Here is a 15,935-nt window from a genome sequence, read left to right on the forward strand (position 1 = left end):
CCCCTCAGCCGCCCTAGGCTGCCGCCATGCAGACGCGGCTCGACATGGAACGGATCCGGGCGGCCCGCCGGGTGATCGATCCGGTCTTCCTGGACAGTCCCCTGTACCGCTGCGAAGCCCTGGAGCCGACGCTCGGCTGCGCGCTCACCGTCAAACTCGAGACCGCGAACCCGGTCCGTAGCTTCAAAGGTCGCGGCACCGAGGTCGTCGCCGATCAACTGGCCCGCGGCAACTCACGTGCCGTGGTCTGCGCGAGCGCGGGCAACCTCGGCCAGGCCCTCGCCTGGTCCGGCCGGCACCGCGACCTCGACGTCACCGTCGTCGCGTCCCGCCACGCAACCCCCGCCAAACTCGATCGTATCCGCGCCCTCGGCGCCACCCTCGAACTCGTCGACGGCGACCACGAGCTCGCCCGCGAACGCGCCGCCGCGATCGCGCAGTACGACGGCATCCGCCTCCTCGAAGACAGCCTCGACCTGGAGACCTGCGAAGGCGCCGCCACCATCGCCCTCGAACTCGCCGCCTCCTTCGGGCAGTACAGCGACCCGTACGACGACCGGCCGCGAGCGGTCGCGCCGTACGACGGCTCCGCCGAGCGGGCGGGCGACCGGCCCGTCGTGTTAGTCGCCCTCGGCGGAGGCGCGATGGCGACCGGGATCGGGTACGTGCTGAAGACGCTCACGCCGTACGTCGAGGTCGTCTGCGTGCAACCGCACGGCGCTCCCGCGCTGACCCGGTCCTGGCACGCGCGCCGCGTCATCAGCACCGACACCGCGATCACGATCGCCGACGGCGTCGCCGGCCGCCACCCGATCCCCGAAGTACTCGACGACCTTCTGCAGGTCGCCGACGACGCCGTACTCGTCCAGGAATCCACCATCGTCACCGCGATCCGCCTGCTCCACGACCACGCCGGCCTGATCGTCGAACCGTCCGCCGCCCTCGGCATCGCCGCGATCCTGGAGGACCCGACTCGCTTCGCCGGCCGCCCGGTGACCACGATCATCTGCGGCAGCAACGTCGACCACACGAAGTACCGGAGCTGGATCTGAATGGTCCGCCAAGCAGTCAAGCTCCTCCTGCTCGACCCCGACGACCGCCTCCTCCTCATCCAGTCGCGCAACACCGACACCACCTACTGGTACCCGGTCGGCGGCGGCATCGAGCCCGGCGAATCCCTTCAGCAGGCGGCCTCCCGCGAGGCCTACGAGGAAACGGGCCTGCGGGACCTCCCGACAGGCGTACACGTCTGGCGGCGCGATCACACGTACGAGTACGAGGACCAGCGGTACGACGTACACGAGGAATGGCTGATGCACCGCGTCGACCATTTCGACCCGGCCCCCGCCGAGCTGACCCCGTACGAAGCCCGCACGATCCTCGCCTTCCGCTGGTGGTCCGCCGCCGAACTCGAAGCCACCCGCGACACGGTCTACCCGCCCACCCTCGGCCGCCTACTGACCACCCTGCTCACCGACAGCATCCAGCCATAACCGCACCTCGTCGTACACAAGCCCGCCCCGATCATGCAGCCCGCCCGGCAACCTCCCCCACTCCTCGAACCCGAGCCCGCGATAGGCCCGCTCCGCCTCGGTCCCACCCCGGCAGCTCACCTCCAGCACCGAACATCCCCATCGCGCAGCTCGCTCCCTCGCAGCACCCACGATCCGCCGCGCCAATCCGGTCCCCCGCGCCGCCGGCACGATCACGAACCCACCGAGCTCCGCCCGATGCCGCCGCATCCGGTGCTCCAACCGCCGCACGGTGGTCATCCCCGCCACACCTCGCTCGTCGGCGGCAACCAAGAAGCAGAATTGATCCCCCGTCTCCTGCTCCACCGCCGACCGCACCAGATCCGCGGTCTCCTCGATCGTCAACCCACACAGGCGATTCGCGTGCAGGCTCGCGACATCCGCCGTACAGACCCGACGGATGATCATGCGTCGGGAGTGCGGAGACCAACGGCGTCATGCCGCCAGAAAGGCTCCGCATAGACGAGCGTTCCGGTCATCCACGACTCGTACGCCGGAAGCCTGAACACCTGGAAGGCCCCGTCCGGAATACGCAACGACGGCTTCCGAAACCCCACCTCCCCGCCCGGCGTAAAGCCGAACCGGGAGTAGTAGCCCGGATCGCCTTCGAGGAACACCAGCGGAACGGACCTCTCGCCCAGTATCCCCACCCCACGCCGTACCAAGGCCGAACCGACGCCAACCCGCTGCACTTCGGGCAGCACGCCCAGCGGACTCAGCACCTGTACGTCGACCAGCCGCCGCGGAGCGTCGAGCAGGCTCCGGGTGAACATGACATGCCCGACCACCTGCCCGTCCAGCTCGGCAACCAACGACAGACCGACGATGTCCCGCAAGCTGTCGACAAGCTCCGCCACAACGGGCCCGTGATCACCGAATGCCCGCAGCTGAACCTCCCGCACAGCCTGCCGGTCGCCCACCCGCTCTTCCCGAAGCTCCATGCCCGGAGAATAGAGACCCATCCGGCGCCTCGCACCGGATTTCCCCGCGGGCTTCACCTGTGAGACTTGGGTCCATGCCCGACCAGCAGATCCGTACCCGCCCTGCCCGCCTCGACGACGCCGACCAGGTCTGGCCGCTGGCCCACGCGTTCGCCACCTCGTTCACCCCCGAACACGCAGCCTTCAACACCACCTGGCCCCAACTGGTCGACGTACCGGGCACCCTCCTGCTGGTCGCCGAAACACCCGAAGCGAACATCGTCGGCTACCTCCTGGCCAGCACCCACCTCACCTTCCTCGCCAACGGCCGCGTCGCCTGGATCGAAGAACTGATGGTCGACGAATCCCACCGCGGCTCCGGCATCGGCCGCCTCCTGATGACCCACGCCGAAGACTGGGCCACATCCGAAGGCGCCGCCTACGTATCCCTCGCCAGCCGCCGAGCCGGCCCCTTCTACCAAACCCTCAACTACGAAGACTCCGCCGTCTTCTTCAAGAAGAACCTCCACTAACAGCGAAAATGTCCCCGTGCGGACCGTGCCGTATCTACTAGCGCTGGCAGTCGCGATCGTCGTCAGCGCTCAACTGCTCCTGACCATGCGCCCCCGCCGCCCCCTCACCAAACGCCTCCGAGACCTAGGCACCACCGGCGACGCCTTCGGCCTACTGATCGCCACCGCACTACCCCTAACCACCGCCGGCGCCACCCTCGGCAGCCTCGCCGACTCCCCCGCGACCGGCGCCACAATCGGCCTACTAGCCGCCTTGGCAACCTGGACCACCGCAGTAATCCACGCCCACCGCCGCCCCCAACCCCCACCCCGCCACCGCTGAATTCTCGGGGTGCAGATGCACCTCAGTGGGCTGGTCCCTGGAAGATCGGAAGCAGGTACGCATCCCAGATCGCGTTCTGTAATAGGAGGAGCGTCAGCCAGAGTGCGGGCGGGACGAGAGCACGGAGCCGCCACGGGATGCGGTTGGCGAGGAAGCCCATCAAGGTCAGGGCGAGCCCGGCGGCGAGGCCTGGTGCGGTCAGTGCGAGAGCCTGCGGTCGCAGCGGCCAGCAGGAGGCGTAGGTGCACGGGGTGTCGGGTCCGCCGAAGGTGTACGGATGAGTGACGAGGTACGCGAGCAACGTCCCGCCAACAACCACGGAACCCCCGACGAACTGCACAACCGCCCCGCCCGCACCGCCCGAAGCCCGCCCCCGGTCGACGGTCGAGGCACGCGTCGACCGAGGAAGTCCCGCTGCGGCGAAGAGAGCCAGCAAAAGGCCGCCGACGATCACCGCCCACGTCAGGTCCATCGACCTGCCCGGCGTTGAACCGCCTCGCGGGTCGACGACAGTCAGGTATGTGTTCAGACCAGCACTCGCCCAACCGAACACCAACAGACCGATCGCCGCCACCGCCAACACACAAACCTGCGCCACCAGAAGCCGCCAGCCACCCACCACGGACAGCCGCCACGGCCCAGGCGCAGGCGGCGTACGACGGTCCGATCCGCCGGCCGCCGGCATCTCTCCGGTCCCGCAGGCGTCATCCGTCGCCAACGTCCCCACGCCCCCTCGTCGATCCGGCCCGCATCGGGCGCACGGCGTACAGCACACACCCGCCGGTACGCCGCCCCAGCCGGTCCCCCATTCTGCCCCTGCTGGCTCCCCGAACCCACCCGTTGGACTGCCCGGCGCCCCGGGTGAGCGAGCAGTCGGCACCGGGCCTAGGAGTTGGCAGGTTTGCCCTGGCAAACGGCGAGGCCGCTTTCGTTGTCGAAGGCACCAGGTGAAGTCAGGTACGGCGCGTCGCGGGCGACTGTGGTCCAGCGTTCGCCACGACAGGTGGTGCCGCGCCGGGGCTGTACGGCGTTGTCGATCCCAGGAATCTTCGACGTCCTCCTCGTACGGGAGTTGCCGCCGGGCCTCGGCCAGGCGTCGCGGCCCTGTTGGCGGGGACGATGACAAGGTCAAATGGGGGGCTGATCTTGGCGTTTCACCGTATCTTTCGCTGCGTGGATCTCCAGCAACTGATGGGTCGGTTCGGCGCAGACGCCGCCGAGCCAATCTACGGCGGCCTCTCCGGAGCAACCGTGGTCCGCCTCGCGCGCGGCCGTGAGTCCTTCTACTACAAGCAGGGTGAAATCGTCGGCGACGAGGCAGACCGGCTGGAATGGCTCGCTGCGACCGGATTCTCTTGCCCGCGAGTGGTCGACCGAGGCGACGGCTGGATGTTGACCACGGAGCTTCGTGGCCGGGATGTTACCGACGACTGGTCAGCTGCCGACCGCCCCGCCGTACTCCGCGCGATCGCAACCGGTCTCCGCGAACTGCACGCCCTACCGAGCTCGCCGTTCAGCTCACCGTTTCCGGGCACGCCAGAGGTTGTCACGCACGGCGATTACGCGGCACCGAACGTCTTCGTCGATCCTGAGACCCTGCAGTTCAGCGGCATGCTCGACGTCGGCAATCTCGGCATGGGCGACAGGTATGTCGACCTCGCACTGATGTACAAGAGCCTCGCCCACGGACGGAATCCGCAGTACGGTCTCATCCCTGCCGCGCGTACCTTCGTGGAGCAATATGGGGGCGACCCGGATGACCAGCGGATTCCGTACTACATCGGTCTCGACGATTCCGACAGCTTCTGGCAGCGGGTCTCCCTGCGGTAGGCACCCGGGTCCCCTGCCTGGCGCAGCATCTGCATGAAGTCGGCGTCCAGCCCAGCCACGAAATAGATGGCATCCTCGACCCGTGAGCGGCTTCTGTGCACAGTGGACGGAGAGTCGGGAGCGAGCTCGCCGACTCCGGCACTTGGGCTGAAGGCCTGCACGGCGAGTGTGCCTACGAGTTCGATCACTACCAGCGGACATCCGCGGCGCCGGGATGCCGGCTCGACAGCGACCACCATTAGGCGTCGGTCACCGCCGACTGCTGATTCAAGTCGCGTCGGGCCACGCATCGTCAGGTATGAGAGGAGTGCTGGGTGGGGAATGGAGCCGTTGGTTCGAGTTCGACGCGGCTGATCACGTTGCGAGGCAACAGCGGGTCAGGGAAGTCGGTGGTGGCCGCCGCGATCCGTGCCGCGCGGCCGGTCGGCACGGTTGCCGTCCTCGGGCAGGACGTCATCCGACGCGACATCCTGGGGACTGGGGACGACGCCGGAGGTCACCCGGTCGGGCTCATCGACCTGGCCGCGAGATACATGCTGGGGCAGGGCTTCGATCTGATCATCGAAGGAATCCTGAACGCGAAGTGGTACTCGCAGGTCCTCCCGCGCCTGGTTGCGGATCATCGCGGCGTGTCTCGCAGCTACATCTACGACCTGTCCTTCGAGGAGACCGTCCGCAGACACTCGACGAAGCCCGTCGCGAAGGCCTTCGGTGAAGCCGAGATGCGGCAGTGGTACCGGGGGTTCCAACCCATCACGGACCTGGACGAAAGCGTCATCACGGCCGACGAGAGCCTGGACTCCACGGTTGCACGCATCCTCGAAGACTGCTGGCCCTGAGACGAGCAGAACCCCGGCTCAGGACCTGTCCGTGCAGGCAACTCTTCGCGCTCGCGTCCGACCCTCCGAATCCCCAGGTCCTGTCCACAGCCGTCCACGCGTCTTGCCAGCAAATCCGTTAGCAAACGGACGGCATAGTTGGTCTCATGCGTGACCGACCTGATGACGCCGGGAATGCGTTGATCCTTGCCTCGGCCTCTGCACGTGGGGGCTTGGCGAGGAGCTGTCATGCTCACGTCGGCCGGGTTTGTCGTCACCGCGGGTGGGATCGGGGTCGAGACCCTTGGCCTGGTGCTCTTCGGCGTCGGGATCGTGCTCGCTGGGCTCTTCCGGGCGTGGTGGTGGGCCAAAGTGTGCGCAACAAGCCAGCTTGTCGACGACGGCAAGCACTTGGTGTGGATGTACCGGGGCGATCGCCGCGAGGCCGTGGCCTGGGCCGACCTGCGGCATGTGTTGCTCCAGCGGTGGGCACGTCAACTTGTATGGGCGATTGGGCCAAAATCAGGTGGCCCGTTCCCATTCGTTCTTGTCGATTCTCGCGCCGATCCGCCACCCTCGGGCTTCCGCCTTTTCGCTGAGGTCATGATCATCGATGGTGCCCAGCTCCGGGCAGCCGATCAGGCCCTAGCAGACGCTTGCCTACGGCACGGCGTTACCTATCACGGGCCCGATTCAGGCTGGTGAGGTCTACGAAGCGCTCGTTAAGCATGCCTGCACGTTGAAGGGGTGGCTTCCCGTCGCTCGGTGAGGCGGGAAGGCGGCCCGGTGGCATCCCGGATGGAGGTCAGGGGTCCCGGGACGGAGCCCTTGGGTTGTTCAGCGGAAGATGCCGAAGCGTGCGGCGCGGGCCGAAGGCGCGCCTTGATCTATAGGAGCCAAATCGATCGTCCGGCCCATCTCTTCAGAGGCATAGTCGTGCGTTGTCAGCGGTGCCTTCTACCTCGTGTATCCGCCCGGCCATGATCCGATACATGTCGAATTCCTGGGTTTCCACACGAGTCCCGTCCCCGGGGACACCCAGGAACGTCCTGCTGCGGGTTCCAACGTCATGCAGGTGTACGGCCAGCCACTCGCCTTCGACGACAGCGCGGACCAGGCGCCACCGGTAGTCGGGAAACGTCGCGGTCGTGGCCCGCACATCGGCGAGGTACTGGTCTTGGGTCCGCGAGAGCCCATTCACCACGACCGTCTCGGCAAGATGGCCCCTGAGTTCCTCCCACGCGCGCCGGTTGCAGGCATCCAGGTAGGCGAGGTACCGACTCACAATGTCATCACGGGTGGCCATGACCCCATTCTCGGGCCGATCGCGGGATCCGCACATCAATCGGCGCCGGGCGGTGACACCGTCACCAACCTGATGTCGGTCCTCATTCGGCAATACAACGCGCCCGCGATTCCCGGCACTCCGCTGTCGTCCACGTTTGGTGTTAGCAAACTCTGCACCGGCTGGACCGTGGTGGCTCCGATGAGGACTACGCTGGGTGACCTGCGCTGATGGAGCGAGGTGAATCGTGCCGCCACGGTGGAGGCTAGCTCTCATCATCGGCGGCTTGGGCGTCATCCCGGCCGCTCTCGCCATCGTCGGCCTGACGGCTCTCATGACTGGCGAACCCGGTCCACGCGGATACGTCGAACGCGAGGCGACCGGGCAGCTCGCCGTCGGGTATCGCAGCTGTCCGGGCGAGTCGATCAACGAGGTGGCGGTGTACGACTTGACGGCGCCCACACCTGTCATCTTGTGGAAGGTGTCGCGTGTCGCGGAGGCCGAAGTCACCCATATCGTGCTCGGCCGGGTGCCTAACGGATTCAGTGAATCATCGGCGTTTGTAGAACCGGTCGTGACCCACACGATCAGATTCGAGATCAAAGGCACGACCGGCGCCGCTTCCACGGTCCAATTCGAACCCTCCAAGCTCGGGTCCGGCCAGTACTGGCAAGCGGCTGACCCAGAGCCATCACCGCTGTCAAAACTCAAACGCACCGGTTCAAGCGACGTCGGCTGCTGAGCGCTAAGACGGTTCGACGACACGAGCCTGCGATCCCGGCCACCCGGCGTACCAAGCGGCAGGAACTCCCCCTGCCGCCGAAGCCGTGTCCTCACGCTCGGCTGCACGACCTCCGGCACGTTCACGCCACCCTGCTCCTGACAGCTGGCGTGCCGGTTCACGTTGTGGCGGAACGGCTCAGGCACGCTGACCCGGCGATCACCCTCCGCGTCTACGCGCACGTCATCCGCCAGCACGCCGACGAGGTTGCTAACACCTTCGCCGCTGCCTTCGACGGCTACACCGAAGCGGCGGGCACGAAGCCGCATGATGACGACCCGGACGCCCGGCCCCAGTGGCCTGTTAGCGAATCCGTTGGCAAAACCCCGGCTCAGAGGGTCCCGAGCCGGGGTTTGTGCTGCTCCCCCGCCAGGTTTCGATCCTGGTCTTCGAGATTCAAAGTCTCGCGGGCTGCCGATTACCCCACGGGGGATCGTGGTTGCCGGGACAGTTTGCCATGAGTGGGGTGGATGACACGCTGAGGGGTTCCAACCTACGGGTCCGTAGGTTACGGTTGCGTAGGTAAGGACCCCTGAGCGAGGGAAGAACAGTTATGACTCCACCCACTGCGACCCTGCCGGACGCGCCCACCCGTAGCGCGACCGTCGACGACGTTCACACCGGGACTCTCGGTGGTGAGCAGAAGAAGGTCTGGGAGCAGGTGGCGCTGGGATTGTTCATCGGCATCCCGTTCCTGGCGGTGCTGGCGGCGGTGCCGATCGCGTGGGGCGGGTTCCTCGGGTGGCGGGACGTCGTGCTGGCGGCGGTGTTCTACACGATCGCCGGCCACGGGATCTCGATCGGTTTCCACCGGTTGTTCACGCACAAGTCGTTCAAGCCCAACCGGACGCTGAAGATCGTGCTCGCGGTCGCCGGATCGCTGGCGATCGAGGGGCCGGTGATCCGCTGGGTGGCGGACCACCGCAAGCACCACAAGTTCTCCGACCGCGACGGCGACCCGCACAGCCCGTGGAAGTACGGGAACACGCTGGGCGCGCTCACCAAGGGCTTCTTCCACGCGCACGTCGGCTGGCTGTTCGACACCGAGCAGACGCCGCAGCGGCAGTACGCGCCGGACCTGCTGAGGGACAAGGACATCGTCAAGGTGTCCCGCATGTTCCCCCTGCTGGTAGCGGTGAGCATGCTGGCGCCGGCCGTCATCGGGGGCCTCTGGTCCTGGTCGTGGACGGGTGCGCTGACGGCGTTCTTCTGGGCCAGCCTGGTCCGGATCGCGCTGCTGCACCACGTCACCTGGTCGATCAACTCGATCTGCCACACGATCGGCGACCGGCCGTTCAAGAGCCGGGACAAGTCCGGCAACGTGTGGTGGCTGGCGATCCTCAGCCAGGGCGAGTCGTGGCACAACTTGCACCACTCGGACCCGACCTGCGCGCGGCACGGCGTGCTCAAGGGGCAGCTCGACACGTCGGCCCGGTGCATCTGGTTCTTCGAGAAGTGCGGCTGGGTGTCGGATGTCCGCTGGCCGGTCAGGGAACGGCTGGAAGCCCGCCGGGTGGACGCCTCGACGCGTACTCTGAAGGCTGCCTGAGAGCGAAAACCTACTCGCGCACGACTCGAAGTACGGCATGATGCTGACGTGATCACGACGTGACGGAACCCAAACCGCGGCGATCCGGCCGGATCCGGATGACCAGTGCCGAGCGTCGCGAGCAGCTCATCACGATCGCCCGCGGCCTGTTCGCGCAGAAGGGGTACGAGGGCACCTCGGTCGAGGAGATCGCGGCTCGCGCCGAGGTCTCCAAGCCGGTCGTGTACGAACACTTCGGCGGCAAGGAAGGTCTGTACGCCGTGGTCGTGGACCGCGAGGTACGGGCGTTGCTCGACGGCGTCACGCAGTCCCTGACGGCCGGCCGGGCGCACGAACTGGTCGAGCAGGCGGCGCTGGCGCTGCTGGACTACATCGAGAACAACGCCGACGGTTTCCGGATCCTGGTGCGGGATTCGCCGGTCGGGTCGTCGACCGGCTCGTTCATCTCGATCCTGAGCGACGTCGCGACCCGGGTCGAGCACATCCTGGCCGAGGAGTTCAAGCGCCGCGGGCTGGAGCCGAAGAACGCGCCGATGTACGCGCAGATGCTGGTCGGGATGGTCGCGCTCACCGGCCAGTGGTGGCTGGACGCCCGCAAACCGAAGAAGCAGGACGTCGCCGCCCACCTGGTCAACCTGGCCTGGAACGGCCTGTCCGGCCTCGAGGCCAAGCCCATCCTCTCGACCCGACCGCACAAATAGTCGGGCTGCCGACCCCGGTCGTACGGCGACATCCGCCCGTGGCATGACCTCCGGCGCCCGACTCCCCCGTACCCTGGCCACCATGACGGGGATGTTGACCGCGCGGCCGCTGCCTGCCCGGAGCAAGGCGTTCGACCTGCTGCTGGCCGGCGGCCTCTGCATGGTTTTCGGCTTCCTGTCGCTCGCGCAGGCGCACTTCGGCGGGCTGCTCGCGTTCGGCATGCTGTTCCCGCTGATCTGGCGCCGGACCCACCCGGAGCTGGTGTTCTTCGCGGTCTGCTCGGTCGCCACCCTGCAATGGCTGACCGGCGTCGAGCTGCAGCCCGGCAACATCGGCCTGCTCGTCGCGCTGTACGCGATCACCGTGTACGGCGACGTCCGCCTGAGCCGGGTCGCCCTCGGTATCGGCGGCCTCGGCGTGCTGATGGCGACCTCGCGCTACTGGGCCAACTCGGACTGGAAGCAGCAGGTCACGACGATGGGCGGGCTGGCCGCGCTCGTCTTCGGCGTCTGGGCTTTCGGCGAACGCCGCCGGACCCGGGGCCTGTACGTCGCCCAGCTCGAGGAGCGGGCCGCCCAGCTCGAACGGGACCGGGACCGCGAGGCGAAACTGGCCGTCAGCAACGAACGGACCCGGATCGCGCGCGAGATCCACGACGTGGTCGCGCACGGCCTGTCGATCATGATCGTGCAGGCCGACGGCGGGCTGTACGCCGCGGACCAGTCGCCGGAGGCTGCGAAGAAGGCGCTCGCCACGATCGGTGACACCGGCCGGGCCAGCCTGACCGAGATGCGGAAGATGCTGGGCCTGCTGAAGCAGGACGAGCAGTCCGAGCTCGGCCCGCACCAGCCGCGCCCGCAGCCGGGCGTGTCCAGCCTTCCGGAGCTGATCGAGAACGTCCGCGAGGCGGGCCTGGCCGTCGAGTACACGGTGACCGGTCAGGTCCGGGAGCTGCCCGCGCTGCTCGGGCTGACGGCGTACCGGATCGTGCAGGAGGGGCTGACCAACACGCTGAAACACGCTGGGCCGGGAGCGCGTACCTCCGTCGCGCTGGACTTCGGGCGCGAGATGCTGACCGTGGTGGTCACCGACGACGGCCGCGGGGCCGGGGTCGCGCCGAGCGCGGATCCGGGTCACGGCCTGGTCGGGATGCGGCAGCGCGTCTCGGTCTCGGGCGGTACGGTGAGCGCCGGACCGAAGGCAGGCGGCGGGTACGAGGTGGTCGCCAGGCTGCCGTACAACCTGCCGAGCGGAGCATAAGTGTCTGACGAAGTGATCCGGGTGTTCCTCGTGGACGACCAGGAGCTGGTCCGGGCCGGGTTCACGATGCTGGTGGACTCGCAGGCCGACATGCGGGTGGTCGGCCAGGCGGGCGACGGCGGCGAGGCGGTGGAGAAGATCCAGGTGACCGCCTGCGACGTCGTGCTGATGGACGTCCGGATGCCGCGCCTGGACGGGGTCGAGGCCACCCGTCGGCTCCAGTCGTTGCCGGAGGCACCCAAGGTGATCGTGCTGACCACGTTCGACCTGGACGAGTACGCGTTCGCCGCGATCAAGGCCGGCGCGGCCGGTTTCCTGCTCAAGAACACCCCGCCGGCGGACCTGCTGAACGCGATCCGCCAGGTGCACTCCGGGGACGCGGTCGTCTCCCCCAGTACGACGAGACGCCTGCTCGAGCACTTCGCCGGCGCGCTCCCCGACGCGGACACCGAGCGGCCGGATCTCAAGGACCTGACCGCCCGCGAGCGCGAGGTGCTGATCGAGGTCGCCCGCGGCCTGTCGAACACCGAGATCGCCAAGCTCTTCACGTTGTCCGAGGCAACGGTCAAGACCCACATCGGCCGGATCCTGGCCAAGACCGGCCTCCGCGACCGGGTCGCCCTGGTAGTCCTGGGGTACGAGACCGGCCTCGTGAAACCGGCCAAGTAATACCCAGGTCGTACGCACACTCCAGTCTGCGGTCCGACGAGATCGGCGGCCCCGCTCACTAACTTCGTCACCAACGTTCAGTTGAGTCGAGGAGTGAGATGAGCTTGCAGACACCGCAGCCCGCGGTCGGCCGGTTGCCGCAGGACGGTACGCCGCGGACCGCGATCCGCGCCCACGAGCTGCGCAAGGTGTACGGGCAGGGCGACACCGCGGTGGCCGCCCTCGACGGGGTCTCGGTGGACTTCGGGGTCGGCCGGTTCACCGCGATCATGGGCCCGTCCGGGTCCGGCAAGTCGACGCTGATGCACTGCCTTGCCGGGCTCGACACCCCGACCAGCGGTCAGGTGCTGCTCGGTGAGACCGAGCTGACCCAGCTGGCCGACGCGGAGCTGACCAAGATCCGCCGGGACCGGATCGGTTTCGTCTTCCAGTCGTTCAACCTGCTGCCGATGCTGACCGCGATGGACAACATCCTGCTGCCGCTGGAGCTCGGCAACCGCAAGCCGGACCAGCAGTGGCTGGACACGCTCATCGACGTCCTCGGCCTGCAGGACCGGCTCACGCACCGCCCGGCGGAGCTGTCCGGCGGTCAGCAGCAGCGGGTCGCGGTGGCCCGGGCGCTGGTCGGCCGGCCGGAGGCGGTGTTCGCCGACGAGCCGACCGGCAACCTGGACTCGCGGTCCGGGGCCGAGGTGCTCGGGTTCCTGCGCCGCTCGGTCCGCGAGTTCGGCCAGACCGTGGTGATGGTGACCCACGACCCGCTGGCCGCGTCGTACGCCGACCGCGTGGTGATGCTCGCCGACGGCAAGCTGGCCGGCGAACTGCAGCAGCCCACCCCGGAGAGCGTCCTGGACGCCCTGCGGCAGCTGGGGGCCTGACGTGCGACGTTCACTCCTCTCCTCGCTGCGCGCCCACCTGGGCCGCCTGGTCGCCGCCTGCCTGGCGATCGTCCTCGGGGTCGGGTTCGGCTCGCTGGCGATGATCGTGCACTCGTCGGCGTCGCACGGTATCGACGAGACGATCGGTGCGCAGTACAAGGGCGTCGACGCGGTCGTCTACCCGTCGCGGGCGACGATCTCACCGACCGATATCGCGAAGGCGCAGCAGGTCTCGCAGGCGGCCGCGGTCGTCACGCTCACCACGGCGTACCTGAACGCCGCCTACCCGGACCTGGTCCGGCCGACCGGCATCGAGGTCGACTCGCTGCACGACAGTACGGTGATCGCCGGCCCCGGCACCTCGTCCGGGCGGTTGCCGACCGCAACGAACGAGATCGCGATCGCGGCCCGGCAGGCGGCCAAGCACAAGATCGGTCTCGGCGACCAGCTACGGATCGGTTCGTTCGACGGCAAGTCCTGGACGCTGCGCGTGGTCGGCCTGCTCGACGACGAGAAATCCGTCGGTACGGCGCCCGCGGTGGTGACGCCGGCCGCGATGAAGATCATCTCGCCGGACGCGTTCGTCCGCGGGATCGCGCTGGCGGCCAAGCCCGGCGTCTCGCAGGTGCAGCTCGCGGACGCGGCCCGCGCGGTGGTCGCGGGTGAGCTGACCGTGTACACCGGCAAGGAGTTCGTCCAGCACGAGGTCGAGGACTACACGCACGGCATCGACGTGCTCGGCGGCGTGTTCGGGATGTTCGCGCTGATCGCGCTGTTCGTCGCGTGCCTGGTGATCGGCAACACGTTCACGATCGTGATCGCCCAGCGCACCCGGGAGATGGCGTTGCTGCGCTGCGTCGGGGCGTCCCGGCGGCAGGTGTTCACGTCCGTACTCGCGGAGGCGAGCGTGGTCGGCGTGGTCGCATCCGCGGTCGGCGTGGTGTTCGGCGTCGCGCTGTCCGCGCTGGCGCTGACGCTGTCCCGCGAGTTCGACTGGGGTATCCCGAAGGTGCCGCTGCACCTCGACCTCGCGTCGGTGTTCGTCCCGCTGCTGCTCGGCACGCTGGCCACGCTGATCGCGGCCGTCGTACCGGCGCGCCGGGCGACGAAGGTGGCACCGCTGGCGGCCCTCCGTCCGGAGGCTGCCCCGGCGGCCTCGTCCAGGGCCGGCGTACTGCGGTTGCTCACCGGCTTCCTGCTGCTCGCGGGCGGCGGCGTACTGCTGGCGGCGGGTGCCGCGATGCATCAGGTGCTGATCGGCGTCGCGGGCGGGGTGATCTCGTTCCTCGGGGTGCTCGCGGTCGGCGCGCTGCTGGTACCGGCACTGATCCGGCTGATCGGCGCACTGCCCGCCCGCGGTGGCGGCGTACCGGCCCGGATCGCGGTCGCGAACGCCGTACGGAACCCGAAGCGGACCGCGGCCACCACGTCCGCGTTGCTCATCGGCGTCACGCTGATCAGCCTGACCTGTGTCGGGATCGCCTCGGTGCAGAAGACGTTCGACGTGTCGATGAACGGGCAGTACCCGGTCGACCTGACGGTGACGGCGTGGAAGGAGAAGATGCCGGCCGGCGCCGAGCAGCAGCTCCGCGAGATCAAGGGCATCACCCAGGTGGTCCCGGTCAGCACCGCGGACGTGAAGGCCGGGGGTCAGGAGATGTCGGTCACCGGCATCGACCCGGCCAAGGCCGGCTCGGTGATCCACAACCAGGAGCTGGCCGGGAAGCTCAAGCCTGGCACGGCGCTGCTCGCGTACTCTACGATGCGCGCGCTGAACGTCCAGGAGGGTTCGCCGATCACGATCGTGGCGGGGCAGCACAAGCTCACGCTGACCGTCGCGCTGTCGATCGGGCTGGATCCGATCACGCTCACCTCGGCCGACCTCACGAAGCTGGCGCCGACCGCGTCGGTCACCGGGTACTGGCTGGCGTCGGACCCGAAGGCGAACGCCCCGGACGTGATCGACGCGGTGCAGCAGTCGATCCCGAGCGTGAAGGACCTGACCGTCGAGGGCGGCCTGGCCAAGCGGGCCACCTACACGCAGATCTTCGACGTACTGCTGATCGTCGGGATCGGGCTGCTCGGGGTGTCGGTGCTGATCGCGCTCGTCGGCGTCGGCAACACGCTCAGCCTGTCGGTACTGGAGCGCACCCGGGAGAACGCGCTGCTCCGGGCGATGGGGTTGTCCCGCGGCCAGCTGCGCCGGATGCTCGCCGTCGAGTCGCTGCTGATGGCGGTGGTCGCGGCGGGGCTCGGAATCGTGCTCGGCCTGATCTACGGGTGGACGGGGACGAGCGCGCTGATGGGCGGCCAGACGGTCAGCGGCGGCGTCGAGTACGCCGTACCCGGGACGCTGCTGATCGCGATCGCCGCCGTCGCCGCGGTCGCGGGCCTGCTCGCCTCGGTGCTACCGGCCCGCCGCGCGGCCAAGGTCGCCCCGGCCGGCGCGCTGGCCACGGAATGAGCCGGCGGCTCGCCCGGCTTGAGGGGGCCGGGCGAGCCGCTTGTCACACGATCTCTACGCGGTTCCCATGTCCGTCGGCGGTGTGAAACCGCCGGCGGCCGGGAATCGTCTCGTTGTCCCAGGTCACCGGGAAGCCAAGGTCCGTGAGCTTGGCGGCGAGCACATCCAGGTCGTCGACCGCGAGCGCCGGGTGCGCCTTCTTCGCAGGTTTGAAGTCCTGTTCCACCCCGACATGGATCTCCGCGGCGTCGGCCTTGAACCAGCACCCGCCGCGCGTCTTCAGCAGCTCCGGCTTCTCCACCTCGCTCATCCCGAGCGCGTCCCGGTAGAACGCCCGCGCCACGTCCTCTCCACCAGGCGGACACGACACCTGCACATGATCGAGTCGCACG

19 protein-coding genes, 1 tRNA gene and 1 pseudogene are annotated in these 15,935 nt (G+C 68.4%); 15 read left to right on the plus strand and 6 right to left on the minus strand.

Annotation, left to right across the window (positions count from 1 at the left end):
- The first annotated feature begins 26 nt into the window (after positions 1 to 26).
- Together AB0M51_RS32475 and AB0M51_RS32480 are read left to right on the plus strand one after the other, a co-directional pair.
- A complete protein-coding gene (locus AB0M51_RS32475; protein WP_344192569.1) occupies positions 27 to 1,052 on the plus strand; it encodes a pyridoxal-phosphate dependent enzyme in 1,026 nt (341 codons plus the stop codon).
- The gene (locus AB0M51_RS32480) at positions 1,053 to 1,493 is read left to right on the plus strand and encodes an NUDIX domain-containing protein (RefSeq protein WP_363751788.1); all 441 of its coding nucleotides are present in this window, start codon (positions 1,053 to 1,055) and stop codon (positions 1,491 to 1,493) included.
- Here the strand turns inward: AB0M51_RS32480 and AB0M51_RS32485 are convergent.
- The gene (locus AB0M51_RS32485) at positions 1,455 to 1,940 is read right to left on the minus strand and encodes a GNAT family N-acetyltransferase (protein ID WP_363751790.1); all 486 of its coding nucleotides are present in this window, start codon (positions 1,938 to 1,940) and stop codon (positions 1,455 to 1,457) included. The genes AB0M51_RS32480 and AB0M51_RS32485 overlap by 39 nt on opposite strands.
- On the minus strand, positions 1,937 to 2,473 hold the full coding sequence (locus AB0M51_RS32490) for an N-acetyltransferase (protein ID WP_363751792.1): 537 nt from the start codon (positions 2,471 to 2,473) through the stop codon (positions 1,937 to 1,939). Before AB0M51_RS32490 ends, AB0M51_RS32485 begins: the two co-directional genes overlap by 4 nt.
- A gap of 74 nt (positions 2,474 to 2,547) precedes the next feature.
- Here AB0M51_RS32490 and AB0M51_RS32495 point away from each other — a divergent pair, with 74 nt between their 5' ends.
- Positions 2,548 to 2,985: a GNAT family N-acetyltransferase gene (locus tag AB0M51_RS32495; protein WP_363751794.1), complete on the plus strand. Its 438-nt coding sequence runs from the start codon at positions 2,548 to 2,550 to the stop codon at positions 2,983 to 2,985.
- 16 nt (positions 2,986 to 3,001) lie between these two features.
- Positions 3,002 to 3,307 (plus strand): hypothetical protein, encoded by a 306-nt coding sequence (locus AB0M51_RS32500; protein WP_363751796.1) that lies wholly within the window; start codon positions 3,002 to 3,004, stop codon positions 3,305 to 3,307.
- Between the two features lie 22 nt (positions 3,308 to 3,329).
- Here AB0M51_RS32500 and AB0M51_RS32505 read toward each other — a convergent pair whose 3' ends face one another.
- Positions 3,330 to 3,779, minus strand: coding sequence for a hypothetical protein (locus AB0M51_RS32505; RefSeq protein WP_363751798.1), 450 nt, complete (start codon positions 3,777 to 3,779; stop codon positions 3,330 to 3,332).
- Between the two features lie 701 nt (positions 3,780 to 4,480).
- Here AB0M51_RS32505 and AB0M51_RS32510 point away from each other — a divergent pair.
- From AB0M51_RS32510 to AB0M51_RS32520, 3 genes are all read left to right on the plus strand, one after another.
- The gene (locus AB0M51_RS32510) at positions 4,481 to 5,137 is read left to right on the plus strand and encodes a phosphotransferase (protein WP_363751800.1); all 657 of its coding nucleotides are present in this window, start codon (positions 4,481 to 4,483) and stop codon (positions 5,135 to 5,137) included.
- A gap of 314 nt (positions 5,138 to 5,451) precedes the next feature.
- Positions 5,452 to 5,976 (plus strand): kinase, encoded by a 525-nt coding sequence (locus tag AB0M51_RS32515; RefSeq protein WP_363751802.1) that lies wholly within the window; start codon positions 5,452 to 5,454, stop codon positions 5,974 to 5,976.
- A gap of 228 nt (positions 5,977 to 6,204) precedes the next feature.
- Positions 6,205 to 6,660, plus strand: a complete 456-nt coding sequence (locus tag AB0M51_RS32520; protein WP_363751804.1) for a hypothetical protein — start codon at positions 6,205 to 6,207, stop codon at positions 6,658 to 6,660.
- 217 nt (positions 6,661 to 6,877) lie between these two features.
- On the opposite strand, the gene AB0M51_RS32525 is transcribed toward AB0M51_RS32520, so the two are convergent.
- The gene (locus tag AB0M51_RS32525) at positions 6,878 to 7,261 is read right to left on the minus strand and encodes an ester cyclase (RefSeq protein WP_363751806.1); all 384 of its coding nucleotides are present in this window, start codon (positions 7,259 to 7,261) and stop codon (positions 6,878 to 6,880) included.
- Positions 7,262 to 7,526: 265 nt separating this feature from the next.
- Here AB0M51_RS32525 and AB0M51_RS32530 point away from each other — a divergent pair, with 265 nt between their 5' ends.
- Positions 7,527 to 7,982, plus strand: a complete 456-nt coding sequence (locus AB0M51_RS32530; protein ID WP_363751808.1) for a hypothetical protein — start codon at positions 7,527 to 7,529, stop codon at positions 7,980 to 7,982.
- 101 nt (positions 7,983 to 8,083) lie between these two features.
- A pseudogene (locus AB0M51_RS32535) lies at positions 8,084 to 8,200 on the plus strand (tyrosine-type recombinase/integrase); the annotation flags it as partial.
- Between the two features lie 182 nt (positions 8,201 to 8,382).
- Here the strand turns inward: AB0M51_RS32535 and AB0M51_RS32540 are convergent.
- A tRNA-Gln gene (locus AB0M51_RS32540) sits at positions 8,383 to 8,454 on the minus strand.
- Positions 8,455 to 8,574: 120 nt separating this feature from the next.
- Between AB0M51_RS32540 and AB0M51_RS32545 the strand changes: the two genes are divergently transcribed.
- The 6 genes from AB0M51_RS32545 (at position 8,575) to AB0M51_RS32570 (ending at position 15,543) form a co-directional block, all read left to right on the plus strand.
- Positions 8,575 to 9,570, plus strand: coding sequence for an acyl-CoA desaturase (locus tag AB0M51_RS32545; protein ID WP_344192541.1), 996 nt, complete (start codon positions 8,575 to 8,577; stop codon positions 9,568 to 9,570).
- 59 nt (positions 9,571 to 9,629) lie between these two features.
- Positions 9,630 to 10,271 carry a TetR/AcrR family transcriptional regulator gene (locus AB0M51_RS32550; RefSeq protein WP_344192539.1) on the plus strand — a complete coding sequence of 214 codons (642 nt, stop codon included), beginning with the start codon at positions 9,630 to 9,632 and terminating at the stop codon, positions 10,269 to 10,271.
- Between the two features lie 82 nt (positions 10,272 to 10,353).
- Complete coding sequence (locus AB0M51_RS32555) at positions 10,354 to 11,532, plus strand: sensor histidine kinase (RefSeq protein ID WP_344192537.1); 1,179 nt, start codon at positions 10,354 to 10,356, stop codon at positions 11,530 to 11,532.
- Positions 11,533 to 12,201: a response regulator transcription factor gene (locus tag AB0M51_RS32560; protein WP_344192535.1), complete on the plus strand. Its 669-nt coding sequence runs from the start codon at positions 11,533 to 11,535 to the stop codon at positions 12,199 to 12,201.
- Positions 12,202 to 12,299: 98 nt separating this feature from the next.
- Entirely contained in the window at positions 12,300 to 13,079 is a 780-nt protein-coding gene (locus AB0M51_RS32565; protein ID WP_344192531.1) for an ABC transporter ATP-binding protein, read from the plus strand.
- Position 13,080: 1 nt separating this feature from the next.
- Positions 13,081 to 15,543, plus strand: a complete 2,463-nt coding sequence (locus AB0M51_RS32570; protein ID WP_344192529.1) for an ABC transporter permease — start codon at positions 13,081 to 13,083, stop codon at positions 15,541 to 15,543.
- 43 nt (positions 15,544 to 15,586) lie between these two features.
- Here AB0M51_RS32570 and AB0M51_RS32575 read toward each other — a convergent pair whose 3' ends face one another.
- Positions 15,587 to 15,934 (minus strand): VOC family protein, encoded by a 348-nt coding sequence (locus AB0M51_RS32575; protein ID WP_344192527.1) that lies wholly within the window; start codon positions 15,932 to 15,934, stop codon positions 15,587 to 15,589.
- Position 15,935 lies beyond the last annotated feature (1 nt).

It is taken from the genome of Kribbella sp. NPDC051137, assembly GCF_040682535.1.
GTDB classification, from domain to species: domain Bacteria; phylum Actinomycetota; class Actinomycetes; order Propionibacteriales; family Kribbellaceae; genus Kribbella; species Kribbella karoonensis.